This is a genomic window from Variovorax atrisoli (assembly GCF_014195185.1).
GTDB classification, from domain to species: Bacteria; Pseudomonadota; Gammaproteobacteria; order Burkholderiales; family Burkholderiaceae_C; genus Variovorax; species Variovorax atrisoli.
In genome coordinates, this window is record NZ_JACIBG010000001.1 from 536,982 (window position 1) to 560,274 (window position 23,293).

At 68.2% G+C, this 23,293-nt stretch carries 25 protein-coding genes; 17 read left to right on the forward strand and 8 right to left on the reverse strand.

All coding sequences use genetic code 11. From position 1 onward, the window contains the following. Positions 1-10: 10 nt before the first annotated feature. The gene (locus FHY06_RS02700; protein ID WP_184603235.1) at positions 11-544 is read right to left on the reverse strand and encodes a DUF4124 domain-containing protein; all 534 of its coding nucleotides are present in this window, start codon (positions 542-544) and stop codon (positions 11-13) included. A gap of 128 nt (positions 545-672) precedes the next feature. Between FHY06_RS02700 and guaB the strand changes: the two genes are divergently transcribed. The 4 genes from guaB (at position 673) to guaA (ending at position 4,531) form a co-directional block, all read left to right on the forward strand. Continuing rightward, positions 673-2,142, forward strand: coding sequence for an IMP dehydrogenase (gene guaB, locus FHY06_RS02705; protein ID WP_019652795.1), 1,470 nt, complete (start codon positions 673-675; stop codon positions 2,140-2,142). A gap of 77 nt (positions 2,143-2,219) precedes the next feature. Continuing rightward, a complete protein-coding gene (locus FHY06_RS02710) occupies positions 2,220-2,468 on the forward strand; it encodes a type II toxin-antitoxin system Phd/YefM family antitoxin (RefSeq protein WP_126181725.1) in 249 nt (82 codons plus the stop codon). After that, positions 2,465-2,899, forward strand: a complete 435-nt coding sequence (locus FHY06_RS02715) for a type II toxin-antitoxin system VapC family toxin (protein ID WP_184603237.1) — start codon at positions 2,465-2,467, stop codon at positions 2,897-2,899. The genes FHY06_RS02710 and FHY06_RS02715 overlap by 4 nt, the downstream gene beginning before the upstream one ends. Positions 2,900-2,911: 12 nt before the next feature. After that, positions 2,912-4,531, forward strand: coding sequence for a glutamine-hydrolyzing GMP synthase (guaA, locus tag FHY06_RS02720; RefSeq protein ID WP_019652792.1), 1,620 nt, complete (start codon positions 2,912-2,914; stop codon positions 4,529-4,531). Positions 4,532-4,588: 57 nt separating this feature from the next. Here the strand turns inward: guaA and FHY06_RS02725 are convergent, their stop codons facing one another. The 4 genes from FHY06_RS02725 to FHY06_RS02740 all read right to left on the reverse strand — a co-directional run bounded on the left by FHY06_RS02725 (position 4,589) and on the right by FHY06_RS02740 (position 9,116). Beyond that, positions 4,589-5,560 (reverse strand): Bug family tripartite tricarboxylate transporter substrate binding protein, encoded by a 972-nt coding sequence (locus FHY06_RS02725; protein WP_019652791.1) that lies wholly within the window; start codon positions 5,558-5,560, stop codon positions 4,589-4,591. Positions 5,561-5,612: 52 nt separating this feature from the next. Beyond that, the gene (locus FHY06_RS02730; RefSeq protein WP_184603240.1) at positions 5,613-6,935 is read right to left on the reverse strand and encodes an arylsulfatase; all 1,323 of its coding nucleotides are present in this window, start codon (positions 6,933-6,935) and stop codon (positions 5,613-5,615) included. Positions 6,936-7,013: 78 nt separating this feature from the next. Continuing rightward, positions 7,014-7,928, reverse strand: a complete 915-nt coding sequence (locus tag FHY06_RS02735; protein ID WP_184603242.1) for a LysR family transcriptional regulator — start codon at positions 7,926-7,928, stop codon at positions 7,014-7,016. A gap of 177 nt (positions 7,929-8,105) precedes the next feature. Next, entirely contained in the window at positions 8,106-9,116 is a 1,011-nt protein-coding gene (locus FHY06_RS02740; protein ID WP_184603243.1) for a helix-turn-helix transcriptional regulator, read from the reverse strand. A gap of 150 nt (positions 9,117-9,266) precedes the next feature. On the opposite strand from FHY06_RS02740, the gene FHY06_RS02745 reads away from it, so the two are divergent. Then, positions 9,267-11,249 carry a YadA family autotransporter adhesin gene (locus FHY06_RS02745; protein WP_184603244.1) on the forward strand — a complete coding sequence of 661 codons (1,983 nt, stop codon included), beginning with the start codon at positions 9,267-9,269 and terminating at the stop codon, positions 11,247-11,249. 28 nt (positions 11,250-11,277) lie between these two features. Here FHY06_RS02745 and FHY06_RS02750 read toward each other — a convergent pair whose 3' ends face one another. Further along, complete coding sequence (locus FHY06_RS02750) at positions 11,278-11,892, reverse strand: porin family protein (RefSeq protein WP_165924447.1); 615 nt, start codon at positions 11,890-11,892, stop codon at positions 11,278-11,280. Positions 11,893-12,067: 175 nt separating this feature from the next. Here FHY06_RS02750 and FHY06_RS02755 point away from each other — a divergent pair, with 175 nt between their 5' ends. Both FHY06_RS02755 and FHY06_RS02760 read left to right on the forward strand, forming a co-directional pair. Next, a complete protein-coding gene (locus FHY06_RS02755) occupies positions 12,068-12,691 on the forward strand; it encodes a 2'-5' RNA ligase family protein (protein WP_260309813.1) in 624 nt (207 codons plus the stop codon). Positions 12,692-12,792: 101 nt separating this feature from the next. Next, on the forward strand, positions 12,793-13,287 hold the full coding sequence (locus FHY06_RS02760; RefSeq protein WP_019652783.1) for a RidA family protein: 495 nt from the start codon (positions 12,793-12,795) through the stop codon (positions 13,285-13,287). Between the two features lie 12 nt (positions 13,288-13,299). Here the strand turns inward: FHY06_RS02760 and FHY06_RS02765 are convergent, their stop codons facing one another. Further along, positions 13,300-14,379 (reverse strand): DUF72 domain-containing protein, encoded by a 1,080-nt coding sequence (locus tag FHY06_RS02765; protein ID WP_184603247.1) that lies wholly within the window; start codon positions 14,377-14,379, stop codon positions 13,300-13,302. Positions 14,380-14,442: 63 nt separating this feature from the next. Between FHY06_RS02765 and FHY06_RS02770 the strand changes: the two genes are divergently transcribed. The 8 genes from FHY06_RS02770 to FHY06_RS02805 all read left to right on the forward strand — a co-directional run bounded on the left by FHY06_RS02770 (position 14,443) and on the right by FHY06_RS02805 (position 20,918). Continuing rightward, complete coding sequence (locus FHY06_RS02770) at positions 14,443-15,924, forward strand: sensor histidine kinase (protein ID WP_184603249.1); 1,482 nt, start codon at positions 14,443-14,445, stop codon at positions 15,922-15,924. Between the two features lie 23 nt (positions 15,925-15,947). Then, positions 15,948-16,592: a response regulator transcription factor gene (locus tag FHY06_RS02775; protein ID WP_019652780.1), complete on the forward strand. Its 645-nt coding sequence runs from the start codon at positions 15,948-15,950 to the stop codon at positions 16,590-16,592. Positions 16,593-16,710: 118 nt separating this feature from the next. Beyond that, positions 16,711-17,223, forward strand: coding sequence for a GlcG/HbpS family heme-binding protein (locus tag FHY06_RS02780; protein WP_184603250.1), 513 nt, complete (start codon positions 16,711-16,713; stop codon positions 17,221-17,223). Continuing rightward, positions 17,223-17,921, forward strand: coding sequence for an ankyrin repeat domain-containing protein (locus FHY06_RS02785; RefSeq protein ID WP_184603251.1), 699 nt, complete (start codon positions 17,223-17,225; stop codon positions 17,919-17,921). The genes FHY06_RS02780 and FHY06_RS02785 overlap by 1 nt, the downstream gene beginning before the upstream one ends. A gap of 53 nt (positions 17,922-17,974) precedes the next feature. Then, a complete protein-coding gene (locus FHY06_RS02790; protein ID WP_132750945.1) occupies positions 17,975-18,619 on the forward strand; it encodes an FMN-binding negative transcriptional regulator in 645 nt (214 codons plus the stop codon). Position 18,620: 1 nt separating this feature from the next. Continuing rightward, on the forward strand, positions 18,621-18,845 hold the full coding sequence (locus tag FHY06_RS02795; RefSeq protein ID WP_145759274.1) for a hypothetical protein: 225 nt from the start codon (positions 18,621-18,623) through the stop codon (positions 18,843-18,845). Between the two features lie 19 nt (positions 18,846-18,864). Next, a complete protein-coding gene (tadA, locus tag FHY06_RS02800) occupies positions 18,865-19,953 on the forward strand; it encodes a tRNA adenosine(34) deaminase TadA (RefSeq protein WP_260309825.1) in 1,089 nt (362 codons plus the stop codon). Further along, entirely contained in the window at positions 19,950-20,918 is a 969-nt protein-coding gene (locus tag FHY06_RS02805; protein ID WP_184603253.1) for an LD-carboxypeptidase, read from the forward strand. The genes tadA and FHY06_RS02805 overlap by 4 nt, the downstream gene beginning before the upstream one ends. Positions 20,919-20,979: 61 nt before the next feature. On the opposite strand, the gene FHY06_RS02810 is transcribed toward FHY06_RS02805, so the two are convergent. Continuing rightward, the gene (locus FHY06_RS02810) at positions 20,980-21,315 is read right to left on the reverse strand and encodes a hypothetical protein (RefSeq protein WP_019652773.1); all 336 of its coding nucleotides are present in this window, start codon (positions 21,313-21,315) and stop codon (positions 20,980-20,982) included. Positions 21,316-21,655: 340 nt separating this feature from the next. On the opposite strand from FHY06_RS02810, the gene FHY06_RS02815 reads away from it, so the two are divergent. Together FHY06_RS02815 and FHY06_RS02820 are read left to right on the forward strand one after the other, a co-directional pair. Then, on the forward strand, positions 21,656-22,603 hold the full coding sequence (locus FHY06_RS02815; RefSeq protein WP_019652772.1) for an adenylate/guanylate cyclase domain-containing protein: 948 nt from the start codon (positions 21,656-21,658) through the stop codon (positions 22,601-22,603). 141 nt (positions 22,604-22,744) lie between these two features. Beyond that, positions 22,745-23,095 carry a hypothetical protein gene (locus FHY06_RS02820; protein ID WP_019652771.1) on the forward strand — a complete coding sequence of 117 codons (351 nt, stop codon included), beginning with the start codon at positions 22,745-22,747 and terminating at the stop codon, positions 23,093-23,095. Positions 23,096-23,293: the final 198 nt, after the last annotated feature.

Genomic DNA, 23,293 nt, shown 5'->3' on the forward strand with positions numbered 1-23,293 from the left:
GTGACTGCGGCTACTTGCAGTCGCTGTTGATCACGTCCTGGATGCGCTTCTGCTCGGCGGCGCGGGCGGCGTCGTCCATGATCTCGCGCTCGCCCTTGGCGTTGACCCGCGCGAGGCGGATGCCGCTGTCGACCGTGGCCTTGCTCTGGCGGGCGAGGGCGCAGTTGTCGGCCTTGGCCTTCGCGACCTTGGCTTGCTCCTCGGCCTGCTTGTTCTTCTGCTCGGCTTCGGCCTTCTTGGTCTTTTCCTCGAGTTCCTTGTCGACACCGGTCGGCTTCGGCGCTGCGGCTGCCGTCGGCGCGGCAGCGGGGGCGTCGGCGGCGCCTTCCGCAGCAGGCGGGGCGTCGACGTTCGGGTTGGCGGTGGAACGCGCCGCCGGCGGCGGGCCGACGCGGCGCAGGATGTTCTTCTCGGGCACGTCGGGCGGCGGGGCCTGGTCGCTGTAGACCTTCTTGCCGTTCTTGTCGAGCCATTGCCATTGGGCGCTCGCCGACAGCGGCAGCGAAACGACACATCCCAGTACCAGCCAGTGCACGAATTTCATCCCCGAAGTTTAGCCCGGCCTTACTTTTTGCAACATCCGGGGCGGGTGGTTTTGCAACGTTCATCAATTGCCTGTGTCGGCAAACCCATTGGCGGCCTCGTTACAATCCGTCTTTTGGAGCCTCACCCATGCGCCTTCTCGGCAAAGCGCTGACCTTCGACGACGTGTTGTTGGTGCCAGCCTTCTCCCAGGTCCTGCCCAAGGACACCTCCCTCGCCACCAAGCTCTCCCGCAACATCACGCTGAACCTGCCGCTCGTCTCGGCGGCCATGGACACCGTGACCGAAGCCCGCCTCGCGATCGCCATCGCGCAGGAAGGCGGCATCGGGATCGTGCACAAGAACCTCACAGCGCAGCAGCAGGCCGCAGAAGTGGCCCGGGTGAAGCGCTACGAGTCGGGCGTGCTGCGCGATCCGGTCGTGATCACGCCGACTCACTCTGTGCGCCAGGTGATGGCCCTGTCCGACCAGCTCGGCATCTCGGGCTTCCCGGTGGTCGACGCCGGCAAGGTGGTCGGCATCGTCACCGGCCGCGACCTGCGATTCGAGAGCCGCTACGACGTGCCCGTCAGCGAGATCATGACGCGCCGCGAGAAGCTCATCACCGTGCCCGACGGCACCACGCTCGCCGAAGCCAAGGCGCTGCTGAACAAGCACAAGCTCGAGCGCCTGCTCGTCATCAACGGCGACTGGGAGCTCAAGGGCCTCATCACCGTCAAGGACATCACCAAGCAGACCAGCTTCCCCAACGCCGCGCGCGACGCCAACGGCCGCCTGCGCGTGGGCGCGGCGGTCGGCGTGGGTGACGGCACCGAGGAGCGCGTCGAGGCGCTGGTGAAGGCCGGTGTCGACGCCATCGTGGTCGACACGGCCCACGGCCACAGCGCCGGCGTGATCGAGCGCGTGCGCTGGGTCAAGAAGAACTATCCGCAGGTCGACGTGATCGGCGGCAACATCGCCACCGGTGACGCCGCCCGCGCGCTGGCCGATGCAGGAGCCGACGCAGTCAAGGTCGGCATCGGCCCCGGTTCCATCTGCACCACCCGGATCGTGGCAGGCGTGGGCGTGCCGCAGATCATGGCGGTCGACAGTGTCGCCACAGCGCTGCAGGGCACGGGCATTCCGCTGATCTCCGACGGCGGCGTGCGCTATTCGGGCGACATCGCCAAGGCCATCGCGGCCGGCGCGAGCACCGTCATGATGGGCAGCATGTTCGCCGGCACCGAAGAGGCGCCTGGCGAGATCGTGCTGTACCAGGGCCGCAGCTACAAGAGCTACCGCGGCATGGGCTCGATCGGTGCGATGCAGCAGGGCAGTGCCGACCGGTACTTCCAGGAGTCGACCACCGGCAATCCCAACACCGACAAGCTCGTGCCCGAAGGCATCGAAGGCCGCGTGCCCTACAAGGGCTCGATCGTCTCGATCGTCTACCAGATGGCCGGCGGCGTGCGCGCCAGCATGGGCTACTGCGGCTGCGCGACCATCGCCGACATGCAGAACAAGGCCGAGTTCGTCGAGATCACCACGGCCGGCATCCGTGAGAGCCACGTCCACGACGTGCAGATCACCAAGGAAGCGCCGAACTACCGCGCTGATTGAGTGGGTTCTGGCCAGACCTTGAAAGTCAGGCCAGATTGGATTTAGAATTTGGGCCAGATTTATATTTTCTGGCCCAAATGCAATCCATCGGCATCGCCGAAGCCAAGAACAACTTCTCCGCGCTGATCGACTCCGTCGAGAAGGGCGAGGAGGTTCGCATCACCCGCCACGGCAAGGAAGTCGTGCGCATGCTGCCGGTGCGCCGCAAGCCGGTCATCACCGACGAGCAGATCGAGCGTGAGCTGGGCCAGATCGACGCGCTCCACGCCACCATCCAGCCCGGCCCGCGACCGCGCGCACTGCTCGACGAGGGGCGCCAGCAATGACCGCCTTCGTCATGGACGCCTCGGTCACCGCCGCCTGGCTGCTGCCCGACATGGCCAGCGAGCACACCCGCAGGCTCTACGCCGCCATCCGCCGCGACGAAGTCGAGCCGCAGGCGCCCAACGCCTGGCAATGGGAGTGCGCCAACATCCTCGCCAACGGCGTGCGCAGCGGCCGCATTCCCTCGTCCGCCGTCGAAGGACTGTGGAGCGTGCTCGACGCGATCCGCCATCGCGTCGAACTGCACGAACTCGCTCCGGCCCAGCACAAGGCCGTGCTCGCGGTGGCCATCGACGCCGGCATCTCGCTCTACGACGCGGGCTATCTCTGGCTCGCCAAGTCGCTCAACCTCCCGCTCGCCACCTTCGACGAGCAACTCATCCAGGCTGCACCTCGCGCGGGTGTCAGGCTGCTCGACATTTCAACGCTCTGAGTCCCAACGTCCATGCAACACGACAAGATCCTCATCCTCGATTTCGGCTCGCAGGTCACGCAGCTCATCGCACGCCGCGTGCGCGAAGCCCACGTGCTGAGCGAAGTGCATCCCTGCGACGTCACCGACGAGTGGGTGCGCGAATATGCGGCCGATGGTCACCTCAAGGGCGTGATCCTCTCGGGCAGCCACGCCAGCGTGTATGAGGAAACCACCGACAAGGCCCCGCAGGCCGTGTTCGACCTGGGCGTGCCCGTGCTTGGCATCTGCTACGGCATGCAGACGATGGCGCACCAGCTCGGCGGCAAGGTCGAGGGCGGCCACAAGCGCGAGTTCGGCTTCGCGGCCGTGCGTGCCCATGGCCACACGGCACTGCTGAAGGACATCGCCGACTTCACCACGCCCGAAGGCCACGGCATGCTCAACGTGTGGATGAGCCACGGCGACAAGGTCACCGAACTGCCGCCAGGCTTCAAGCTCATGGCCAGCACCGAGAGCTGCCCCATCGCCGGCATGGCTGACGAGGCCCGACGCTACTACGCAGTGCAGTTCCATCCCGAAGTCACGCACACGGTGCAGGGCAAGGCGATCCTCGAGCGCTTCGTGCTCGGCATCTGCGGCGCCAAGCCCGACTGGGTCATGCGCGACCACATCGCCGAAGCCGTCGAGAAGATCCGCGAGCAGGTCGGCGATGAAGAAGTCATCCTGGGCCTGTCGGGCGGTGTCGATTCGAGCGTGGCTGCCGCGCTGATCCACCGCGCCATCGGCGACCAGCTGACCTGCGTGTTCGTCGACCACGGCCTGCTGCGCCTGAACGAGGGTGACATGGTCATGGAGATGTTCGAGGGCAAGCTGCACGCGAAGGTGATCCGCGTCGACGCCAGCGACCTGTTCCTCGGCAAGCTCGCGGGCGTGAGCGACCCGGAAGCCAAGCGCAAGATCATCGGCGGCGAGTTCGTCACCGTGTTCAAGCAGGAGGCTGCGAAGCTCAAGGCGGGCGGCGGCGGTCACAAGGGCGCGACCTTCCTGGCGCAGGGCACGATCTACCCCGACGTCATCGAGTCGGGCGGCGCCAAGAGCAAGAAGGCCGTCACCATCAAGAGCCACCACAACGTGGGCGGCCTGCCCGAACAACTCGGCCTCAAGCTGCTGGAGCCGCTGCGCGACCTGTTCAAGGACGAAGTGCGCGAACTCGGCGTGGCCCTGGGCCTGCCGCCGGAGATGGTCTATCGCCACCCGTTCCCCGGCCCGGGCCTGGGCGTGCGCATCCTTGGCGAAGTGAAGAAGGAATACGCCGACCTGCTGCGCCGCGCCGACGCGATCTTCATCGAGGAACTGCGCAACTTCACCGACGAAGCCACCGGCAAGACCTGGTACGACCTGACGAGCCAGGCCTTCACCGTGTTCCTGCCGGTCAAGAGCGTGGGCGTGATGGGCGACGGCCGCACCTACGACTACGTGGTGGCACTGCGCGCCGTGCAGACCAGCGACTTCATGACCGCCGACTGGGCCGAGCTGCCGTACGCGCTGCTCAAGAAGGTGTCGGGCCGCATCATCAACGAGGTGCGCGGCATCAACCGCGTGACCTACGACGTGTCGAGCAAGCCGCCAGCGACGATCGAGTGGGAGTGAAGGGCTCCGCGGGGTCAGGCGGAGCCGGCGCGCGCCGAGCACGCCGCCGACCAGGCCTCAGTTCAGCGTGATGTTGGCCTTCTTCGCCACCGCGTCGAATTTCGCGAGGCTCTTCACGACGAACTTCTGGGTCTCCGCGGGAGAAAGCTTGCCGGCCACCTGACCGCCTGCGGCCAGCGCAGCCACCACCTCGGGTGTGCGGCTGGTCTCCTCGATGGCGGCGTTGAGTCGCGAGACGATGCGCGCATCGACACCTGAAGGGACTGCCGCGACGAAGTACTGCGTCGCTTCGTAGCCCTTGAGGCCGGCCTCTTCCATCGTTGGCACATCGGGCAGGCTGGGGATGCGGAAGGTCGTCGTCACCGCATAGGCCTTGAGCTGGCCCGACTTGATGTGCGCGAGCACGGGCGTCACGCCCAGCATGCCCAGGCTGGTCTGGCCGCCGATGATGTCCGTCACCGCCTGGCCGCCGCCCTTGTAGGGGATGTGGACCATCTCGGTGCCTGCCATGCTGTTGAACAGTTCGCCTGCCAGGTGCTGGCCGGTGCCGGTCCCCGAACTCGCGAAGTTCCATTGCGCAGGCGTCTTCTTCATGGCTTGGATCAGTTCGGAGAGGTTTCGCGGCGCTCCCTCCTTCTTGCCGACAAGCACGATCGGGCCCTGCGACATCAACGCGACAGCCGACAGCTCCTTGCCGATTTCCGGCTGGCGCTGGCCGTAGAGCACCGGACCGGGAACGGTCACGAGCATGTAGCCGTCCTTGGGTGCACGAGCCACAGCCTGCAGCGCCAACGCACCCGACGCACCGGGCCGGTTCTCGATGACGATGGACTGCCCGATCTTCTCGGACACGGCTTTGGCGATCACGCGCGTGATCACGTCGACCGAGCCTCCGGGCACGAAGCCCACCATCCACGTGATGGGCTTCGCCGTCGGCCAGGGCTTTTCCTGTGCCAGGGCCGGTTGCAGGAACAGGCCGCCGGCGAGGCCAGCGACGACGAGAAGACGGCGAGAAACGTGCGAGGGCATGAGCGACTCTCCAGTTGGATCGGTGTGGTGAAAAAAGAAGGACGTGGCGCGCTCAGTCGGCGGCACCTGGCGGTGTGTTCGGAAACTGCAGGCAGCTGTCGTTGAAGGCCTTCAGCATCCGCAGCATCGGCCCCATCACCCAGGTGTTGAAGACCAGCACATCGGTTTCTTCCTTGGGGTCTCGGATGATGTTGAACAGGTAGGGCGACTCGAGCTTGCCCTTGCCCTCGTTGACTTCGGGCTCCCAATAGAAATGCAGCTTCCAGTCGCGCCATTTCAGTGCGCGCAGCTCGTTCTTGATGAAGAAGGGGAAGCCCTCGCGCGCCGATTTGGTCTGTTCTCCGCGCAGGAAGGGCACTTGATCCACGCCGTCGATCGGGCGATCCGAAGGAATCTCGGCGCCCGCGACCTTTGCCAGCGTCGCGAATACATCCGTCACATGCACGATCTCGTTGCTGACGCGACCGGGCTCGATCCGCCCGGGCCAGCGCGCAATGAAGGGCACGCGCAGGCTGCCTTCCATGGCCGTGTGGTACGTGCCGCGCCACGGGCCGGCCGTGCCGCGATAGGGCGCGCGGAACTCGGGGCCGTTGTCGCTGCAGAAGATGAACAGCGTGTCGTCCGCCAGCCCCAGGCGTTCGACCTCGTCGATGACCTGGCCGACACGGTGATCCATCTCGGCCATGGAATCGGCGAAGTCCCCGTTGCCCGTGCGGCCGGCAAAGTCGCGGTGCGGCAGCGTGGGGAAGTGCAGGTGCACCATCGGCAGGTACAGGAAGAACGGCCGGCCGGCCTCGCTGTGCCGACGCATGAAATCGCATGAGCGCGCGACGAGTTCTTCGTCGATGGCGCGGCGCGATTCGAGGTCGTAGACCTTGACCTGGCGCGAGGGCTCGCCGCAGCGGCCTTCCATGATGTAGGGCAGGTCGACCACGCTCGGATCGAAGCCGGTGGTGGACGTGAACTGGCTCTCGTCCGTGGTGCGCGGAATGCCGTACCACTCGTCGAAGCCGCGGTCCGAGGGGTAGCGGCCTTCGACGTCGCCGAGATGCCATTTGCCGTAGTGCGCGGTGGCATAGCCGCGCGACGAGAGCAACTGCGCGAGCGTGATCTCTCGCCGCGTGAGCCCCTGCGGCATGCCCGGCGGCACGGATTGCAGGCACCCGGTGCGGATCGGATGGCGCCCGGTCATCAGCGCCGACCGCGTGGGCACGCAGTCGCTCTCGACGTTGAAGTTCTGCAGCAGCAGGCCCTCACGGGCCAGCTGGTCGATGCGTGGCGTGGGTGCGCCGCGCAAAGCGCCGCCGCCGTAGCAGCCGAGCTCGCCCCAACCCAGGTTGTCGGCGACGATCAGTACGATGTTTGGCAATGACATGGATGGCTTCTTTGCAATTGGAAGGCTCCCATTGCACTGCCAGATCCACGCCAGAATCAGTCCATCAGGCGCACAGTTTCATTCGTCTGGGGAATGCCCCTTCGGGCGGTACGACGACACCAGCTCGCGAAAGTCCGTCATCAGCGGCGACCACCTTGCGCCCGGGCGCGACAGAAGCACCAGCGTCCGGTTCACCACGAGTTCGGGAATGTTCAGCGGCACTGCCTTGCCAAGCCAGCTGCGCAGCACCGAGTCGGGCACGATGCTCAGGAGGTCGGTCGAGCTGAGGATCCCCATTGCCGCTTCGGAGGTGTATTCGGTCTCGACGGCCACGCTCGGCAGGGGCACGCCGTTGCGTTCGAAGATGGCGAAGAAGTGCCTGCGCGCCGCACTTTGCGGGGGCGCCATCACCCACGCATAGGGCGTGAGGTCGTTCAGGTCGACGACTGGCTTCTTCGTCAGCGGATGCCCCTGTCGCACCACCACGCGAATGTGGTCCTCCCCGAGCTGGAGCTGCGTGCTCAGCAACGACTGCCCCGTGTAGGAGGGCACGACCGCCAGGTCGATCTCGCCGTCTTCGACGGCCGCATCGAGCGCGTCGGACTTGCCGATGCGAAGACGCAGCCTCATGCCGGGGCGTTTGCGCACCATCTCGGCGGCGGCCATCACCGCGACGCTGTCGGCTGCCGGGCTGGTGATACCGAGCCGCAGCAGACCGGCATGCCGTGCGCGCAGTTCGGAGGCGGCGCGCGTGAGATCGAAGCGCTGCAACTCGAAACGTCGAGCCGCTTCCAGGAACATCTCGCCTTCGGCCGTCAACCTTGCACCATGCAGCCCCCGTTCGAGCAACTGCACGCCCACCTCGTCTTCGAGCCGGCGTATCGCCTTGGACACCGAGGGCTGGGTGACGCCCAGATGCTGCGCAGCACGGCTGATGCTTCCACTGCGCACGATTTCTATGAACGCCGTGAGGTCTGCGACAGAGAGATTCATGCTGTGAAGGAGTGCGCTGGAAGTAGTGCCGGCATTATCGAGTTGCGCTTCGCATGGCCGTGAGCCGTGTCCCTTCTGCCAGTGCCGTGTCCGCTGCGCCATGACCTCGGGGCACGAACCGGTTTGTGTCGTCCGGTTCGCCCGCGGGGCATCTCGACCTCTCGCGTCCTTCCCGCCTCAGATGCCCAGCCAGGCCCGCAGCGCGGCTCGGCTGCTCACGCCCGCGCGGCTGTAGGCGTTGCGCAGGTGCACCCGCACCGTGGCCGGCGAAAGGCCGAGCCGGAGCCCGACGTCCTTGCTGGAGTGCCCCATGCAGTACAGCCGCGCGATCTCGGCCTGTCGCGCGGTGAGTGCGGCGATGCCGTCGCGTGCAGGGCGGCGTTGCAGCGCGACGCGCAGGCCGTTTTCGTCCGGGCCCACCTCGATCGACCATCCGGCGGCGTCCAGCTGACGCAATGCCGCCCGCTGGCCTGACAGCCACGCCTGCGGCAGGCGCGGCGAGGTCGCGCCCGAAAGCGCGGCGAGCGCCGGCCACGCGGCGCAGAAGGCGCGGTTGGCGAACAGCACCCAGCCCTGTGCATCGGTAAGTGCCAGCGGCCGCGACTCCTCGTCCAGGCCCTGGCGCGCATGGGCATACAGCCGGTTGACCAGCAGCGACTCGCGGATCTGCGGCGTGAGGGCGGTCAGCGCGCGCGCGTCGCGCTCGGTGTGCGGCGGCGAGCCGGGGCCTCGGTTGAGGTAAAGGTGCACGAAGGTTTCGCTGCCTTCGAAAGGAATCGCCACGCCCATCTGGTGGACGATGCCGTGGCTCGACAGGAATTCGCGCCAGGCCGGCGGCGTCTTATTCCAGCGCGGGTCGTCGTCATTGGCGAACGCGGCTTGCTCGGGCTGCGCGCGCATGGCGAAGGTGATGAAGTCCAGCTCGGCGCCGTTGATCCGGTTCCACTGCTCGCTCATCGCGGCCAAATCGTAGCCGATGCCCACCGACGAGACGAAGCTGCGCGGATGCCAGGTGTTGATGGCGCCGTGGTCCGCGCGGAATTCGTCGAGCAGGCGGCGCAGCAGCTCGTGCTGGAAGCGTTCGCTGCCGGTGGTGCGGGCCAGGCGCAGCAGCGAAAGCGGCTCAGCCCCGCCGGCGGAGCGGGTGGGGAGGGCGTCGGGATCGGAGGGTGTTGTCCGGGAGGGCATGGCACGCGGGTCGCGATCAGAGGGCGGGCCGGGCGGGGCCGTCGGCCGGGGCGCCGCAGGCTACCACAAAGCATGGTACGGGCCGGGCGCGTTGCACCGGCAGCATCGCCCGGGCGGCCTCCAGGGCCGCGAGAGCGAGGAGAACAGACCATGAAACCCCATCCATCACAGCGCCTGATGCCGGCAGTGCGGTTGCTCTGCGCCCTGGGCATCTGTGCGGTGCCCGCCGTTCAGGCGCAGGTGCTCAATCCCAACGTGTGTCCGGGCGGCACGCTCTACAGCAGCCGCGACGAGGGCGCCTATTCCGGCTTCAGCACGGCGCGCGACGTGGTGCAGGCCGACTGCCAGAGCAATATCGCCGGCGGTGCCGAGTCGCAGGCCGGGATCGACCTCACTTCAGGCAATACGGCCATCGGGCGCTCGGCGACGGCCTACGGAAGCAATGCGTCGGCCTACGGCATCCGGGCGCAGGCCGCGGGCAATGGCGCGACCGCGATCGGCCTGCGCAGCAACGCGAGCGCGAATTCGGCCACCGCGATCGGCTCATTCACGGAAGCGAGCGCAGGCTCGGCCCTCGCCGTGGGCAATGTCGCCAAGGCGAGCGGGGAATCGTCGGTCGCGCTGGGCTACCGCAGCGCGGCCTCGGCCGTGGAGGCGGTCTCGATCGGTGCGGACAGCGCCGCCAGCGAGGAGCGCGCGGTCGCGGTAGGCAACGACAGCCAGGCGAGCGGCGTGCGCTCCAGTGCCTTCGGCGTCAACAGCAAGGCGCGCGACGAGCGCAGCACCGCCGTCGGGGCCGACAGCGACGCGGGCGGCTACGGCAGCGTGGCACTGGGTTCGGCCTCGCGCGCGTCCGGCGACGGTGCGACGGCGCTGGGCTATGCCAGCCTGGCCAGCGCCGACGGAGCCCTTGCGCTGGGCCGCAGTGCGTGGGCCAGTGGCGTGCGTTCCCTGGCTCTGGGCATGCTGAGCACCGCCAGCGGGCAGAACTCGGTGGCCATTGGCGCCCAGAGCAACGACGGGGGGCGCAGCAACGTGGTGTCCTTCGGTTCCCCGGGCAACCAGCGCACGCTGACCAATGTCGCGGGCATCGAAGCCAGCGGCCAGGTCAGTGCCGGCACCTTGTCCGTCGGTGGAAACGCGGCGGTGGGCGGCCAACTTGTCACGCAGGGCGGCATCGACAACCGCGGGGCAGGCATCGTCAATGCCGGGCGCATCAGCGGCGTCGTTGCCGGAGACGTCAGCGCCACCTCGACCGATGCCGTCAACGGAGCGCAGCTGTACGGCGTGCGCACCACTGCCGAGCAGGCCCTGACCCTCGCGACGAACCAGAGCACGCAGGTGATCGACATGACCCAGCAGCTGCAGACGCACACGACGCAGATCCAGGAGCAGTCGGTGCAACTGCAGGCGGTGGTGAACGGCCAGCTCGGCGTGTGCACCGTGAGCGGCGGGGCCTTGCGCTGCTCGATTCCCGGGCAGGCGGCGGCCAGCGCCAGCGGCATGGGTGCCGTCGCAGTGGGCATCGGCGCCTCGGCGCAGGGCGACGGCGCACAGGCCATCGGCCGCGACGCGCAGGCGCTCCACGCGGGCTCGCTCGCCATCGGCGATGGCGCGCGGGCGCTGGCCGATCCGACCACGGCCATCGGTGCGGCCTCGCTGGCCAGCGGTGTCAATGCGGTGGCGTTGGGCGCGAACGCCCGGGCCCTGGCGCCCGATTCGGTGGCGCTGGGGCAGGGCTCGGTGGCCGATCGTCCTTCCACGGTGAGCGTGGGCAGTGCGGCGGCGCCGCGCCAGATCGTCAACGTGGCACCCGGCACCCTGCCCACCGATGCGGTCAACCTCTCGCAGCTGGAGCGTGCGAACGCGCAGCTCGGCGCGCAGGTGCAGGGGGTGCGCGACTTCGCGGCGCGCGGCGTCGCCCAGGCAATGGCGATGCCTTCGGTGCCGATGCTGCAGGCCGGCCGCCGCTGGGTCGGCGCCGCGGCAGCCCACTATGCGGGCCAGAGCGCGCTCGGCGTGGGCTTTGCCTACCAGCTCGACGACCACTGGCAGGTGGGCGGAGGGCTTTCCGTTGCAACCGGCTCCGGCGCGCAGGTCGGCGCAAGGATGCAGGCCGGCTACCAGTGGTAGCCGGTGCGCCGATGCAGCAGGCCCATGCTCAGAAGTTCGCCTTCAGGCCCACCGTCACCATGCCGCCCTTCGCCTGCTTCGACAGCTTGCCGAAGTAGTCGTAGTCGGCGGTGATCGACAGGTTCTGCGTCATGCGGTATTCGGCGCCGAAGCCGGCCATCAGGCCGGTCGAGCTGCCCGAGATGCGCTGGCTGGGCAGCGCCCAGTTGTTGTCGCCGGAGATGCGGCCGCGCGCGACGCCGAGTCGGCCGTTGAGCGCGAACGATTCGCCCAGCGGCAGCCGGGCGGTGGCTGCCGCGTAGAAGACCTGGCCCGTGCCCGACTGCAGGCGCGAATAGGCGCCGTTCGAGCTCCACTGGCTCACGCGGCCAAGGCGCGCGTAGCCCGCCTCGACGCCGAAGGTCTCGGTGAAGCGATAGCCGCCGTACAGCTTGTAGGCCGTGCCGCTCCGGCTGCTTTTTTCGCCGCCCCACGGCACGGGCACACGGTTGGAAGACGAGAGGCTGTAGCTCGAGCGGCCGACGGCGCCGCCCACGTAGATGCCGGAATCCTGGCCCGGTCCCGCGGCGCTGGCGGCCATGGAGGCGGTGCCGAGGAGAAGGGCTGCCGCGAGGACGGTGCAGGCTTGCGTTCTGGTCTTCAAGATGAGTTTCCTGTTCGGATGGTTGGTTGATCGAGATCGGTCGGCAGGTGGCTCCGGCGCATCGACAGATGCGGTGCCACCGGCTCGCGACGATTCTCGAAACGCAACCTGAAGGAGTGCTTGGCGCTTGCTGAAGCGCTGATGAAGGGCGCGTGCCATGGGCGATGATCAAGGCATGTCAGATCAGCTTCTTCTTCCCGGTATCGAGCCTCCGCCCAAACCCCTGCCACGCCCCCGCAGCAAGGTGCGTCGCAGCAAGGCGGCGGCACCCGGGCACTCTCTCTTTTTCGCAATTCTTCCGGCCCCGCAGGAGGCCGCCTCGATCGCCGAGCTCGGCGAACGCATGAACTCGCAGCACGCACTCAAGGGAACACTGGTGGCGGCGCACCGCCTGCACGTCACGCTCTTCGACCTGGGCGACTACGAGGAGGTGCCGGCCGAGAAGGTCGTGCTGGCCTCGAAGGCCGCCGCATCCGTGCCGCCGCCTGCCTTCGACATCGTCTTCGAGAAGGCGATTAGCTTCGCCAAGGGTGCGCTCGCGCTGTGCGCCGACGACGAAGACGGCGTCCGCTCGCTCAAGGCTTTCCGGCAGCGCCTGGGCGAGGCGCTGGCCGACGCGGGCCTGAAGCCTGCGCGCTCCTTCACGCCGCACATGACGCTGGCCTATGCGCGGCGCAAGCTCGAAAGGCATGCGATCGAAGCGCCGGTGCGATGGTCGGCTGGCTCGCTGGTGCTGATCGACAGCCACGTGGGCGAGGGCGTGCACGAGGTGCTGGGCCGATGGCCCGAGGTGGCCTGAAATGGGCCCCCGCATTCTGTTCTGCCTCGCATCGGCTCCTTCTGTATCTGTTTCGCCGTGCAGGCGCTGAGGACAATGGCACTCCCTTTCACGGAACAGACATGACAGCAGAAATGACCCGCGACCAGATCGCCGACCAGATCGCCGCCGAGATCGGCCACAGCTTCGACGGCGAGATCATTGCCGGCGGCCACTACGTGCCGCTGGTGCGCGACGGCCGCACCATCCATCTCAGCGGCCAGGTGCCGCGCGTGGGCACCACGGTGGTGGTCACGGGCCGCGTCGGCGATGCGGTGTCGCTGGACAAGGCCCGCGAGGGCGCGCAGATCTGCGCACTGCGCAGCCTCGCGCTGCTGCGGCGCGCGCTCGGCTCGCTCGACGCGGTGGAAAAGGTGCTGCGCGTCGGCGTGTTCGTGCAGTGCACCGCCGACTTCACGCAGCAGAGCGAAGTGGCCGATGCCGCCTCCGACCTGCTGCACCGCGTGTTCGGTGAGGCCGGCGTGCACGTGCGCACGGCGGTCGGTGTCTACGCGCTGCCGAAGAACGCGACGGTCGAGGTGGAGATGACCGTCGCTGCCAAGCAGAACATCGGCTAGCTGGCGGGAAGGCTATCGCGATGCGAGGGCCAGGACATCGCGCGCCAGCTGCGCGATCGTCAGCGGCGCGCAGCCCTCGGCGTTGTTACTCACGGTGACGAACGCGTTCTGGCCCGCACGGGTGGTGCCAGCTATCACCTTGGCAAGCGCAGCGCGGGTTTCCGGATCGGGGTCGACGATCTTGTCGAAGGGGCCGTAGAGCTTTTCCGCGTCTTCATACCCGAAGCGGCCGTGCCGGCGGTGCAGGTTCCAGCGGCACACCAGCGGGCCGGGCCACATGGCGCGCAGCATCGGCAGCTGGTCTTCGATGGGCGGCATCTTGGCGTGCAGGCCCATGCAGAAGGTGGCGCGCACGCTGCGCAGCATGTCGGCGAAGGCGGGGTTCAGCAGCTGAGGGTCGCGCACCTCGACGGCGATCACCGCGTCGGGCGCGGCCGATGTGATGTCGGGCAGCGATTCGAGCATCGCCGCGATGCGCGCCAGCAGCGCGGGCTGGTCGGCCAGGAGGTGCCCGGGGATCGGGCTCAGCTGGAATACCAGCACGCCGATGCGATGGCCCAGGCCTTCGAGCGCGGGCAGGACGAATTCCTGCCGTGCGATCTCGCTGCTGAGGAACAGCGGGTTGGCCTGCATGCCGCGCCCGCTTTCGTCGCGCACCGTGGCATCGGTGACCAGGCTGGGCGCCTTCACCATGAAGCGGAAGTCGTCCGGCACCATGGCGGCGTAGCGCGCGTATTGGCTGGCGGTGAGGGCGCGGTAGAAGTTGCGGTCGACGCTCACGGTGCGAAACAGCGGGTGCTTCGCCAGCGCGCAGAGGCCGTTCTTGGAAAGCACGGTCTCGGCGTATTCGCCGTCCCACACCAGGTTGGCCCAGCCGGGGTAGCTCCACGACGAGGTGCCCAGGCGCAGGTTGGGAGGCAGCGCGGCGGCCAGCTCGACCAGTTCCGGATCGGCCGGCGCGGGCTCGACCGTCGCGGTGCGCGGCGGCTTCTTCTTCGCGGCGGATGCTTCGGCGGGCGGCGGTGGCGCGGCCGAAGGCGCTTCTTCGGGGCGCGGGAGGTCTGGAAAGAGGGAGTCCTGTACGTCGGCCATGGCTGGTGCCGCATTTTCGGCCAAGAGGAAAGCCGCCTGGCCGCGCCGGGCACAATCCGCGCCATGAAACAGTGGTTGCGTACGCAAGGCGGATGGTGGCTGGCCTGGCTGGCACTCACCGCCGTGGGCGCCGTGTGGATCGCGCGTGCCGAACTTGCGCAGATGCAGCAGGACTTCGAGACCGACGTGCGCATCGCGCACCGCCTCATGAGCCAGCAGATGGTGCAGTACGATGCCGTGCTGGCCACGCTAGCGCTGCTGGAGCCCAGCACGGGCGCGGACCATCCCGAGCAGCGCCTGCCTTCCGTCTACTCCTCGATCCTGCGCGTGCAGCGGCGCGACCGCGACCAGCCCTGGCCCGACAGCGCGCGCGCCGGCGCACTGGAAGCCGCCGAGGCGCGCTCACGCAGCCTCCAGCGCGCCGAGCTGGCCACGCTCGACCTGGCCCATGGCCGCTACACGCTGGTCATCGGCGCCACGCCTTTCAGCTACGCGCTCGACATCGACCTGGCCGGCTCCGTGCCCTGGCGCGACTGGCCGATGAATCCGCAGCGCAGCCCCGTCCGGCTGAGCCTGCAGCGCGACGGCCAGCAACTGGTGCTGCAGCCCGGCGCGATCTCGCCGAGCACGAACGGATGGCGCTTCGGCCTGACCAAGGCGCTCGCGTCTCCGAGCCAGCCTTTCGATCTGGTCGCCGAGAGGCAGGTGGGTTGGGGCGAGCTGCCCTGGCGCGGCATCGCCGGCTGGGCCGCCGCGATGGCGCTGCTGCTCGCAGGCCTGTGGACCGCCCAGCGCCAGCGCGTGGCGCGCCGCCGGGCCGAGGAACTGCTGCGGCTCGGGCAGGTCGCGCGGCTCAATGCGCTCGGCGAGCTTTCCGCAGGCCTTGCGCACGAACTCAACCAGCCACTCACGGCAGTGCTGGCCAACACCCAGGCCGCCCGCCGGCTGCTCGACGACGATCCGCCCGATCTGGACACGGCACGCGACGCGATGGGGCGCGCGGCAGAGCAGGCGCGCAGCGCGGCAGGCGTGGTGGGCCGGCTGCGCCGAGTGATCGAACGTCCGGGCGCCGGCAGCGAGACGAAGCCGCTGGTGCTGCAGGACGTGGTGCGCAGCGCCATGCACCTGCTGGCGCCCGAGTTCGCGAAGCGCGGCGTCGCCGCACAGTTCGATGCATCGGCACAGGCCCCGGTGCGCGTGCAGGCCGAGGACGTGGCGCTCGAGCAGATCGTGCACAACCTGCTGATGAACGCGCTGCAGGCACTCGACCTGGTGCCGGCGGCCGAGCGGCGGCTGGTGTTGTCCGTCGATCGCAAGGGACGGGAAGGCGTCCTGACCGTGACCGACAACGGCCGCGGCATCGCCCCCGAGGCGCTGCCGCGTCTCTTCGAACCCTTCTTCAGCACGCGCGAGGGCGGGCTTGGCCTCGGCCTGAGCCTCAGCGAGACGCTGGCCAGCGGCATGGGCGGCAGCCTGAGCGCCGCCAATGCCTCGCCGCGCGGCGCGTGCTTCACCTTGCTGCTGCCGCTGGCCGATCCGCCGTAGTCGCCGTAGTCGTCTTCCTCGTCGTGAACACTACAAGCATCCATCCGCCGCAATCCCCGCTCATCCACCTGATCGACGACGACCAGGCGGTGCGCGACGGCCTCTCGCTGCTGATCGGCACGGTCGGCCTGCGCGTGCAGGCGTGGGCCGACCCGCAGGCCTTCATCGACGGCTTCGACCGCGCCAGCGTCGGCGCCATCGTGCTGGACGTGCGCATGCCCGGCATCAGCGGGCTCACCGTGCTCGACCGGCTGGTGGCGCAGGGCGTCGACCAGCCGGTGATCATGCTGACGGGCCACGGCACCGTCGAGATGTGCCGCCGCGCCTTCAAGGCCGGCGCGGCGGAGTTCCTCGAGAAGCCGGTGGACGACGAGCAGCTGCTCGAGGCGCTGCAGCAGGCGGTGCGCCAACATGTGCGCTCGCGCGAGCGCTCGCAGGCCGACAACGCCGCGCGTGAGCGTGTGGCGCAGCTGTCGGAGCGCGAGCGCGAGGTGCTGGCCTTCATCGTGCAGGGGCTCACCAACAAGGAGATCGCGCGCACGCTCGCGCTGTCGCCGCGCACGGTCGAGACGCACCGTGCCAACCTGTTCGCCAAGCTCGACTGCGATTCGCTCGCGCAGCTGATCCGGCGCTATGCGGTGCTGGTGGACGGGGAGGGCGCTCCGTAGAACTACGGAGCGCCGGGCGTAGCCGTACGAATGGCACGCGCGGACAGCGTTTTCTACAGTGGCACAGCCGTCGGCAAGGGCCGGCGCAACAACCCGAATCCACTGGAGATAACGAACAATGCAATCCATCTTCCGCCTCGGCGGCGTCGCCGTCCTGCTCGCAGCCTCCGCCGCCCAGGTGCAGGCCCAGGCCCAGGCGCCCGCGCCGGCCGTGCGCACCGAGAAGAACATCTCGCTCGCCCTGGCCAACCAGATCGCCGCCGAAGCCGTGGCCGCCTGCGCCGCCAACGGCTACAACGTGGCTGCCACCGTGGTCGACCGCGCCGGCACCGTGCGTGCCGTGCAGCGCGCCGACAACGCAGGCCCGCACACATTGGCATCGAGCGAGCGCAAGGCGTGGACCTCGGCTTCGGCCAAGAGCCCCACGCAGGCCATGATGGAAGGCGCGCAGAAGAACCCTGGCGCCGCCAACCTGGTGTACCTGCCGGGCTTCCTGCTGCTGGGCGGCGGCGTCCCGGTCAAATCGGGCAATGAGGTGATCGGCGCGGTCGGCGTGGGCGGCGCGCCCGGCGGCCACCTCGACGAGCAGTGCGCCAACGCGGCGCTCGAGAAGGTCAAGGGCCAGCTCTGATGACCGCACGCGGTATCTGGCCGGGCCTGCTGGCGGTTGCGCTCGGGCTGGGCGTGCCGGCCGCTGCGCCTGCCCAGGTGCCGCCGCTGGCGGCCGAGGTGCTGGCCTTCGAGGGGCTGCACCAGGCCGCCTGGCACGGCGACCTGCAGAAGCTGAAGTCGCTGATCGCCTCGGGTGCGAACCTCGATGCGCGCGATTCGCGCGGGCGCACGCCGCTGCACGTCGCCACCTTCGCCCGGCAGCGCGAGGCGATCAGGCTGCTGGCCAAGGCCGGCGCAGACCTCGACCTGCTGGAGGACGACCGCTACGACGCCGTCACCATCGCCGCCGTGGCCGACGATGCGGCCACGCTCTCGGTGCTGCTCTCGCTCGGCGCCAAGGCCGGGCAGACCACGAGCCGCTACGACGGCACCGCCCTCATCGCAGCCGCGCACCTCGGCCACGACGAGGTGGTGCGCAGGCTCATCGCCGCGGGCGCCCCGCTGGACCACGTCAACAACCTGCACTGGACGGCGGTGATCGAATCCATCGTGCTCGGTGACGGCGGCCCGCGCCACCAGCGCACGCTGGCCGCATTGGTCGAGGCAGGCGCCGACCTCAAGCTCACCGACCGTCAGGGCAACACGCCGCTGCAACTGGCGAAGGCGCGCGGCTACACCGCGATGGCCAAGCTGCTGGAGGCACCGCGCGCAAAGTAGGCGGCTCGGGGAGAATGGGGCCTCGCCACGAGGCGCCAGGAGGAAATCGCCCCATGTACATGCCCCCGCAGTTCAATGCGAAGGACCCGGCCATCGCGCTGGAGTTGATGCGTTCGCATCCCTTCGCAAGCCTGATCTCGAACGACGACGACGGCCTGCCGTACGTCACGCACCTGCCGCTGGTCGCCGAGCAGCGAGCGGGCGACGAGCTGGTGCTGTGGGGCCATTGCGCCAAGCCGAATCCGCACTGGCGTTACCTGCAGGCCAGGCCTCGGGCGGTGGCCACCTTCCTCGGGCCGCACTCCTATCTCTCTCCTTCCGTCTACCCGGACCTCGCGCGCGTGCCGACCTGGAACTACCTGGCGGTTCACTGCACCGTCGAGGCGCGGCTGATCGAGGAGCCCGCCGAAAAGGATGTGCTGCTCAAGAAACTCATCCATGACCACGAGCCCGCCTACGCGCAGCAATGGCGCGACCTCGGCGAGGAGTTCCAGCTCAAGATGCTTGCCGGCATCGTGGGCTTCGAGCTGCGCGTGACGGCGCTGCAATGCAAGATCAAGCTCAACCAGCATCGCCGCGAATCGCATGCCGCGATGCATGCCGTCTACAGCGCGGGCACGCCCGACGAGCAGGCGCTGGCAGCGTGGATGGGGCGCCTGGGCATGACGGCCGGGGCGCCGGTCGCGGAGGGCGGCTGAGGTGCGGGGACTCGGTCTGATCGGACTCGTGCTCGTGCTGGCGATCGTCGGGCTGGTCGCGAAGAAGCAGCTGAACGGCGTGGCCTCTTCCGCTCGGCCGGCGGTGCCCGGCGTCGAGGCGCCCGCTGTCGGCGGTGCGGCTGCGAACCCGCAGCAGGTGCAGCAACAGGTCAAGGAAGCGCTGGACGCCGCCGTCAAGACGCGCCAGATGCCGGATGACAACTGAGGCGATCCACTCCCAGGAGATGCACGACGACGCACACTGGATGGCGCTCGCGCTCGCCGAGGCGCGCCTCGCGGCCGAAGCCGGCGAAGTGCCGGTGGGCGCGGTGCTCGTGAAGGACGGCCGGCTGATCGCGACAGGGCGCAACACGCCGGTCGCGCAGCACGACCCCAGCGCGCATGCCGAGATCAATGCACTGCGCGCAGGAGCCCTGGCGCTGGGCAACTACCGCCTCGACGGCTGCGAGCTGTTCGTGACGCTCGAGCCCTGCGCGATGTGTTCGGGAGCGATGCTGCATTCGCGGCTTGCCCGCGTGGTTTACGGCGCAGCCGATCCGAAGACCGGTGCTGCCGGCTCGGTGCTCGATCTTTTCGCAGAGCCTCGTCTGAACCACCGCACGCTGGTGCAGGGTGGGGTGCTGGCCCAGGAGTGCGCCGAGGTGCTGCAGGCTTTCTTCCAGCAGCGGCGCAGCGCCGCGCGCGCACAGGCCGAGCCCTTGCGCGACGACGCGCTGCGCACGCCGCCCGCACGCTTCGATGCGCTCGCCGGCTACGACTTCGCACCGCACTACGTGCAGGACCTGCCGAGCCTTCAGGGCTGGCGCATGCACTATGTCGACGAAGGCGCCGGTGACGATCCGGCTTGCTGCCTCTGCCTGCATGGTCCGGGCGAATGGGGCTATCTCTTCAGGCACCTGGTGGGCGTGACGGGCCTGCGCACGCTGGTGCCCGACCTGATCGGCTTCGGCAAGAGCGACAAGCCCAAGCGCGAGGCAGCGCATCGCCTGGAGTGGCATCGCGACGTGCTGCTCGAATGGCTGGACCGCGTGCGGCCCGATGCGTCGGCGCTGGCGCTCGTCCACAGCCGGGCTGCCTCCGGACTCGCCACGCTCCTGCAGGCGGCAGCGCCCGGTCGGTTCGCGGTGGTGCTCGTCGCGCCCGACGGGCATGAGCGCGCCGATGATGCATGGCGCGCGCCCTTTCCCGACAGAGGGTTCGAGGCAGCGCTGCGCGCGCTCGGCCCTGTCTCCAAGGCCTCGGGGCCGACGCCGGAACAGGCTGCGGCGCTCGCGCTGCAGCTGAGAAACGCAATGGGATACTCGAACGCGTGACCAAACACATCTACATCTACTCTCCCTCCAGCGCGGTCCGCGACAAGGCCGCTTTCCGGCGCGGCGTGAAGCGGCTCAAGGCTCTGGGCCATGAAGTCGAGGTCGACGATGCGGCACTCTCGGTGCACCAGCGCTTCGCGGGCGACGACGCCACGCGGCTCGCGGCGATCTCGCGCGCGGCTGCCAGCGGCGCCGACGTGGCGCTCATCGCGCGCGGCGGCTACGGCCTCACGCGCATCCTCGACGCCATTCCCTACAAGGCCCTGGCCAAGGCGATCGAGAAGGGCACCGAGTTCGTCGGCTGCAGCGACTTCACCGCGCTGCAGAACGCGCTGCTGACGAAGACCGGCGCGGTGACCTGGTCGGGTCCTGCGGTCGGAGAAGACTTCGGCGCCGAGGCCGGCCCCGACGACATCATGGAAGCCTGCTTCGACGACCTGATCACGGGGCAGGGCGAAGGCACCGGATGGCGCATGCCGGCGCGAGACGTCGACCTCGAGTTCAAGCCCGTGCAGGATGCGGTCCTGTGGGGCGGCAACCTTTGCGTGCTCACCAGCCTGCTCGGCACGCCGTACTTCCCGGCGGTGGACAAGGGCGTGCTCTTCATCGAGGACGTCAACGAGCACCCTTACCGCATCGAACGCATGCTCGATCAACTGAAGATGGCCGGCGTGCTCGCGCGCCAGCGTGCCGTCGTGTTCGGGCAATTCACGGGCATCCGCAAGGTGCCGGGTTACGACCGCGGGTTCGGACTGAACACGGTGATCGACCGGCTGCGCGCGTCGCTGAAGGTGCCGGTGCTGGCTGGCCTGCCATTCGGTCACGTTCAAACAAAAGTTTTATTGCCGGTGGGGGCGAAGGTGTCGATGGCCGCAGAGGGGCGTGATATTTTTCTCGTTTGGGGCCACAGGGACGCACATGGCCATGACGATCACGATGGACATGACCATGATCACCCCCACTGATTGAGACACAAAGGGAATAAAACGTTAAAAATAAAAACGGCCCCGAGGGGCCGTTTCAGATTCAATTGTTTTTGGTGAAGCGCTGATGCGTTCGCGGCCCCATCGAGCCGGGCAGTCCGCCCTTGAACATGCTATTGATCGCTTTCATCTGGCGGCGCGCGGCGGTTTCACCGTCGATGGCGCTCAGCGCGATCATGACGTCCTGCCGCAGGTACCACAGCGCCTCGACGTCGGCGGCAAACCGCACGCGCTGGCTCACCCGCTGGACCGAGTGACCGCCATGGCCCTGGAGCGCCGAAAGCATCGCGGTACGGATGCGCCCCAGCTGGCTCTCCGTCGCTCGGTGCGATCCGGAGCCGGGTACGTTCAGCAAACGAAGAAGACGGCGAAAGAACATGGGACGGGCGTTGTGGCGCCGAAAGCGGGAACGGACGCTACCTTAAGCCTGAGTTAACCATTCCACAAGATGTGAAACGATGTTTCTTGTTTGCAAACAACACGCTTTACTTATCGTTTTCGCTGGCCGTTGAATTTTGTTTTCCAAAGTACTACAAATTGAGCGTGACTCCTTTTATGCCCGTCTCGCTGCCACTGACACTTGCTGAATACTGAAGCCATCGATCCATTTCGTGCGTATAGGAACGGATGGAGATGGAATGTCCGCAAAGGTGGCGGGACCGGGGTACGAGGGGCCCGGGCATTTACAACGATCGACAGAAATCGAGAATCAAAACGGTATGGGTGTCAATTCCACAGTCGTGTTCGCTGATTTGACGGGAAGCACGAGGGTCTTCGAGGCGATGGGCAACGCGCGCGCCACGGAAACCGTGACCCGTCTGACGCAGTGGATCGGCGGCGTGTGCCAGGCGCACGGCGGCCGCGTGGTGAAGTCGCTCGGCGACGGCGTCTTCGCGATCTTCTCCAGCGGGGCGGCGGCCACGCATGCCGTCATCGAGCTGCAGCGCTATCACCAGAAGCGGCTGCTCGCATGGCCGGCGCCCCTGCGCATGGCGCTGCAGATCGGGGTGGCCAGCGGCGAGGTGGTGGAGGTGGAAGGCGACTGCTATGGCGATGCCGTGAACCTCGCCTCGCGGTTGAGCGACCTTGCGGGGCCCGGCCAGATCTGGGTGACGGCCGCCGTGATTTCACAGCTGCGCGAAGGCTCCGTGCAGCATCGCGACCTGGGCCTGATCAACATCCGCGGGCGCAGCGAGATGTCGGTGGTGCACCGCATCGACTGGCAGGAGGACGTGACGTCCTTCCTCACCGTGCCGGCCGCGCTCGCGCCGCTGCGGATGCCCGATTCCTCCTTCGGCCAGATCGAGCTCGCGTGGCTCGACGTGCGCTCCATGTTCCGCACCGAGGAGCTCCCGATCCATCTCGGCCGCGTCGACGACGCGCAGTTCGTGGTGAAAGACCCGCGCGTCTCGCGGCTTCACGCCCGCATCGAGTTGCGGCACGGCAGCTGCGTTCTGATCGACGTCAGCACCTACGGCACCTGGGTGCGCTTCCACGGCAACGACGGGCCCAGCACCGAGATAGCGCTGCGGCGCGAGGAGTGCGTGCTGCATGGCCGGGGCGAGATCGGCCTGGGCGCGCCACTGAGCGATTTCAGCGCGCCGACCATCGCCTTCAACACGAGCAGCGGCGACGTGCTGCTGTCGCGCCGCGAAATCGCACGCTGAGCGTCGATCTGCGCTGCAGCGTCACTGCCTGCGGTGCCGACATTTGGCTAGGATGCCTGGCTGACACCGGGTGCACCGCGCGCACGTATCGGGCGTTGCGTATCCACTCGGGCGTGTCCGCCCCTCAGGCCTGGAGCCACTGTGAACCTCAAATCGCAATCTTCTGTTTTCAAGCTGGCGGCCATCGGTGCCGTCGCCTTCGGTGCGCTGCTGGCGGCGGGAGCCGCCGATGCGCGCGGAAGCTGGTCGGTGCAGATCGGCACTCCCGGCTACGTGGTCGGCGGCTATCCGGCGCCGTACTACGCTCCGCCGCCGGTCTACCCCTATCCGGCGCCGATCTATTACGAACCGCCCCCGCCGGTGTACTACCGGCCACCGCCTCCTGTGTACTACCGCCCCGCACCGGTCTACACGCCGCCTCCGGGACGCATCTACTACGGGCCCGGCTATCCCTACCGCCCGCCGAACGGCTGGGACGACGAGCGCGACTGAAGCGCCCCCTGCTGAATCCTTTCTGAAGCGCTGGCATGCCCTCTGGCATGCCAATTTTGTTTCAAGGAGTGACTAAAAAGTCACATTGCTACACATTTTTGTGGCGACCTGACCGCTCCTGGACACCTGTCCTGCCGTTTTTGCGCAGGGCATGCCGCTTGCCTTTGATCGCTCCGACAGGCGCCGATGCGCCACAGG

What these genes read in the sequence shown, in the direction of transcription:
- FHY06_RS02700 (WP_184603235.1), bottom strand. Translation starts at nt 544, where the DNA reads ATGAAATTCGTGCACTGGCTGGTACTGGGATGTGTCGTTTCGCTGCCG.
- guaB (WP_019652795.1), top strand. Translation starts at nt 673, where the DNA reads ATGCGCCTTCTCGGCAAAGCGCTGACCTTCGACGACGTGTTGTTGGTG.
- FHY06_RS02710 (WP_126181725.1), top strand. Translation starts at nt 2,220, where the DNA reads ATGCAATCCATCGGCATCGCCGAAGCCAAGAACAACTTCTCCGCGCTG.
- FHY06_RS02715 (WP_184603237.1), top strand. Translation starts at nt 2,465, where the DNA reads ATGACCGCCTTCGTCATGGACGCCTCGGTCACCGCCGCCTGGCTGCTG.
- guaA (WP_019652792.1), top strand. Translation starts at nt 2,912, where the DNA reads ATGCAACACGACAAGATCCTCATCCTCGATTTCGGCTCGCAGGTCACG.
- FHY06_RS02725 (WP_019652791.1), bottom strand. Translation starts at nt 5,560, where the DNA reads ATGCCCTCGCACGTTTCTCGCCGTCTTCTCGTCGTCGCTGGCCTCGCC.
- FHY06_RS02730 (WP_184603240.1), bottom strand. Translation starts at nt 6,935, where the DNA reads ATGTCATTGCCAAACATCGTACTGATCGTCGCCGACAACCTGGGTTGG.
- FHY06_RS02735 (WP_184603242.1), bottom strand. Translation starts at nt 7,928, where the DNA reads ATGAATCTCTCTGTCGCAGACCTCACGGCGTTCATAGAAATCGTGCGC.
- FHY06_RS02740 (WP_184603243.1), bottom strand. Translation starts at nt 9,116, where the DNA reads ATGCCCTCCCGGACAACACCCTCCGATCCCGACGCCCTCCCCACCCGC.
- FHY06_RS02745 (WP_184603244.1), top strand. Translation starts at nt 9,267, where the DNA reads ATGAAACCCCATCCATCACAGCGCCTGATGCCGGCAGTGCGGTTGCTC.
- FHY06_RS02755 (WP_260309813.1), top strand. Translation starts at nt 12,068, where the DNA reads ATGTCAGATCAGCTTCTTCTTCCCGGTATCGAGCCTCCGCCCAAACCC.
- FHY06_RS02760 (WP_019652783.1), top strand. Translation starts at nt 12,793, where the DNA reads ATGACAGCAGAAATGACCCGCGACCAGATCGCCGACCAGATCGCCGCC.
- FHY06_RS02765 (WP_184603247.1), bottom strand. Translation starts at nt 14,379, where the DNA reads ATGGCCGACGTACAGGACTCCCTCTTTCCAGACCTCCCGCGCCCCGAA.
- FHY06_RS02770 (WP_184603249.1), top strand. Translation starts at nt 14,443, where the DNA reads ATGAAACAGTGGTTGCGTACGCAAGGCGGATGGTGGCTGGCCTGGCTG.
- FHY06_RS02780 (WP_184603250.1), top strand. Translation starts at nt 16,711, where the DNA reads ATGCAATCCATCTTCCGCCTCGGCGGCGTCGCCGTCCTGCTCGCAGCC.
- FHY06_RS02785 (WP_184603251.1), top strand. Translation starts at nt 17,223, where the DNA reads ATGACCGCACGCGGTATCTGGCCGGGCCTGCTGGCGGTTGCGCTCGGG.
- FHY06_RS02790 (WP_132750945.1), top strand. Translation starts at nt 17,975, where the DNA reads ATGTACATGCCCCCGCAGTTCAATGCGAAGGACCCGGCCATCGCGCTG.
- tadA (WP_260309825.1), top strand. Translation starts at nt 18,865, where the DNA reads ATGCACGACGACGCACACTGGATGGCGCTCGCGCTCGCCGAGGCGCGC.
- FHY06_RS02810 (WP_019652773.1), bottom strand. Translation starts at nt 21,315, where the DNA reads ATGTTCTTTCGCCGTCTTCTTCGTTTGCTGAACGTACCCGGCTCCGGA.
- FHY06_RS02815 (WP_019652772.1), top strand. Translation starts at nt 21,656, where the DNA reads ATGGGTGTCAATTCCACAGTCGTGTTCGCTGATTTGACGGGAAGCACG.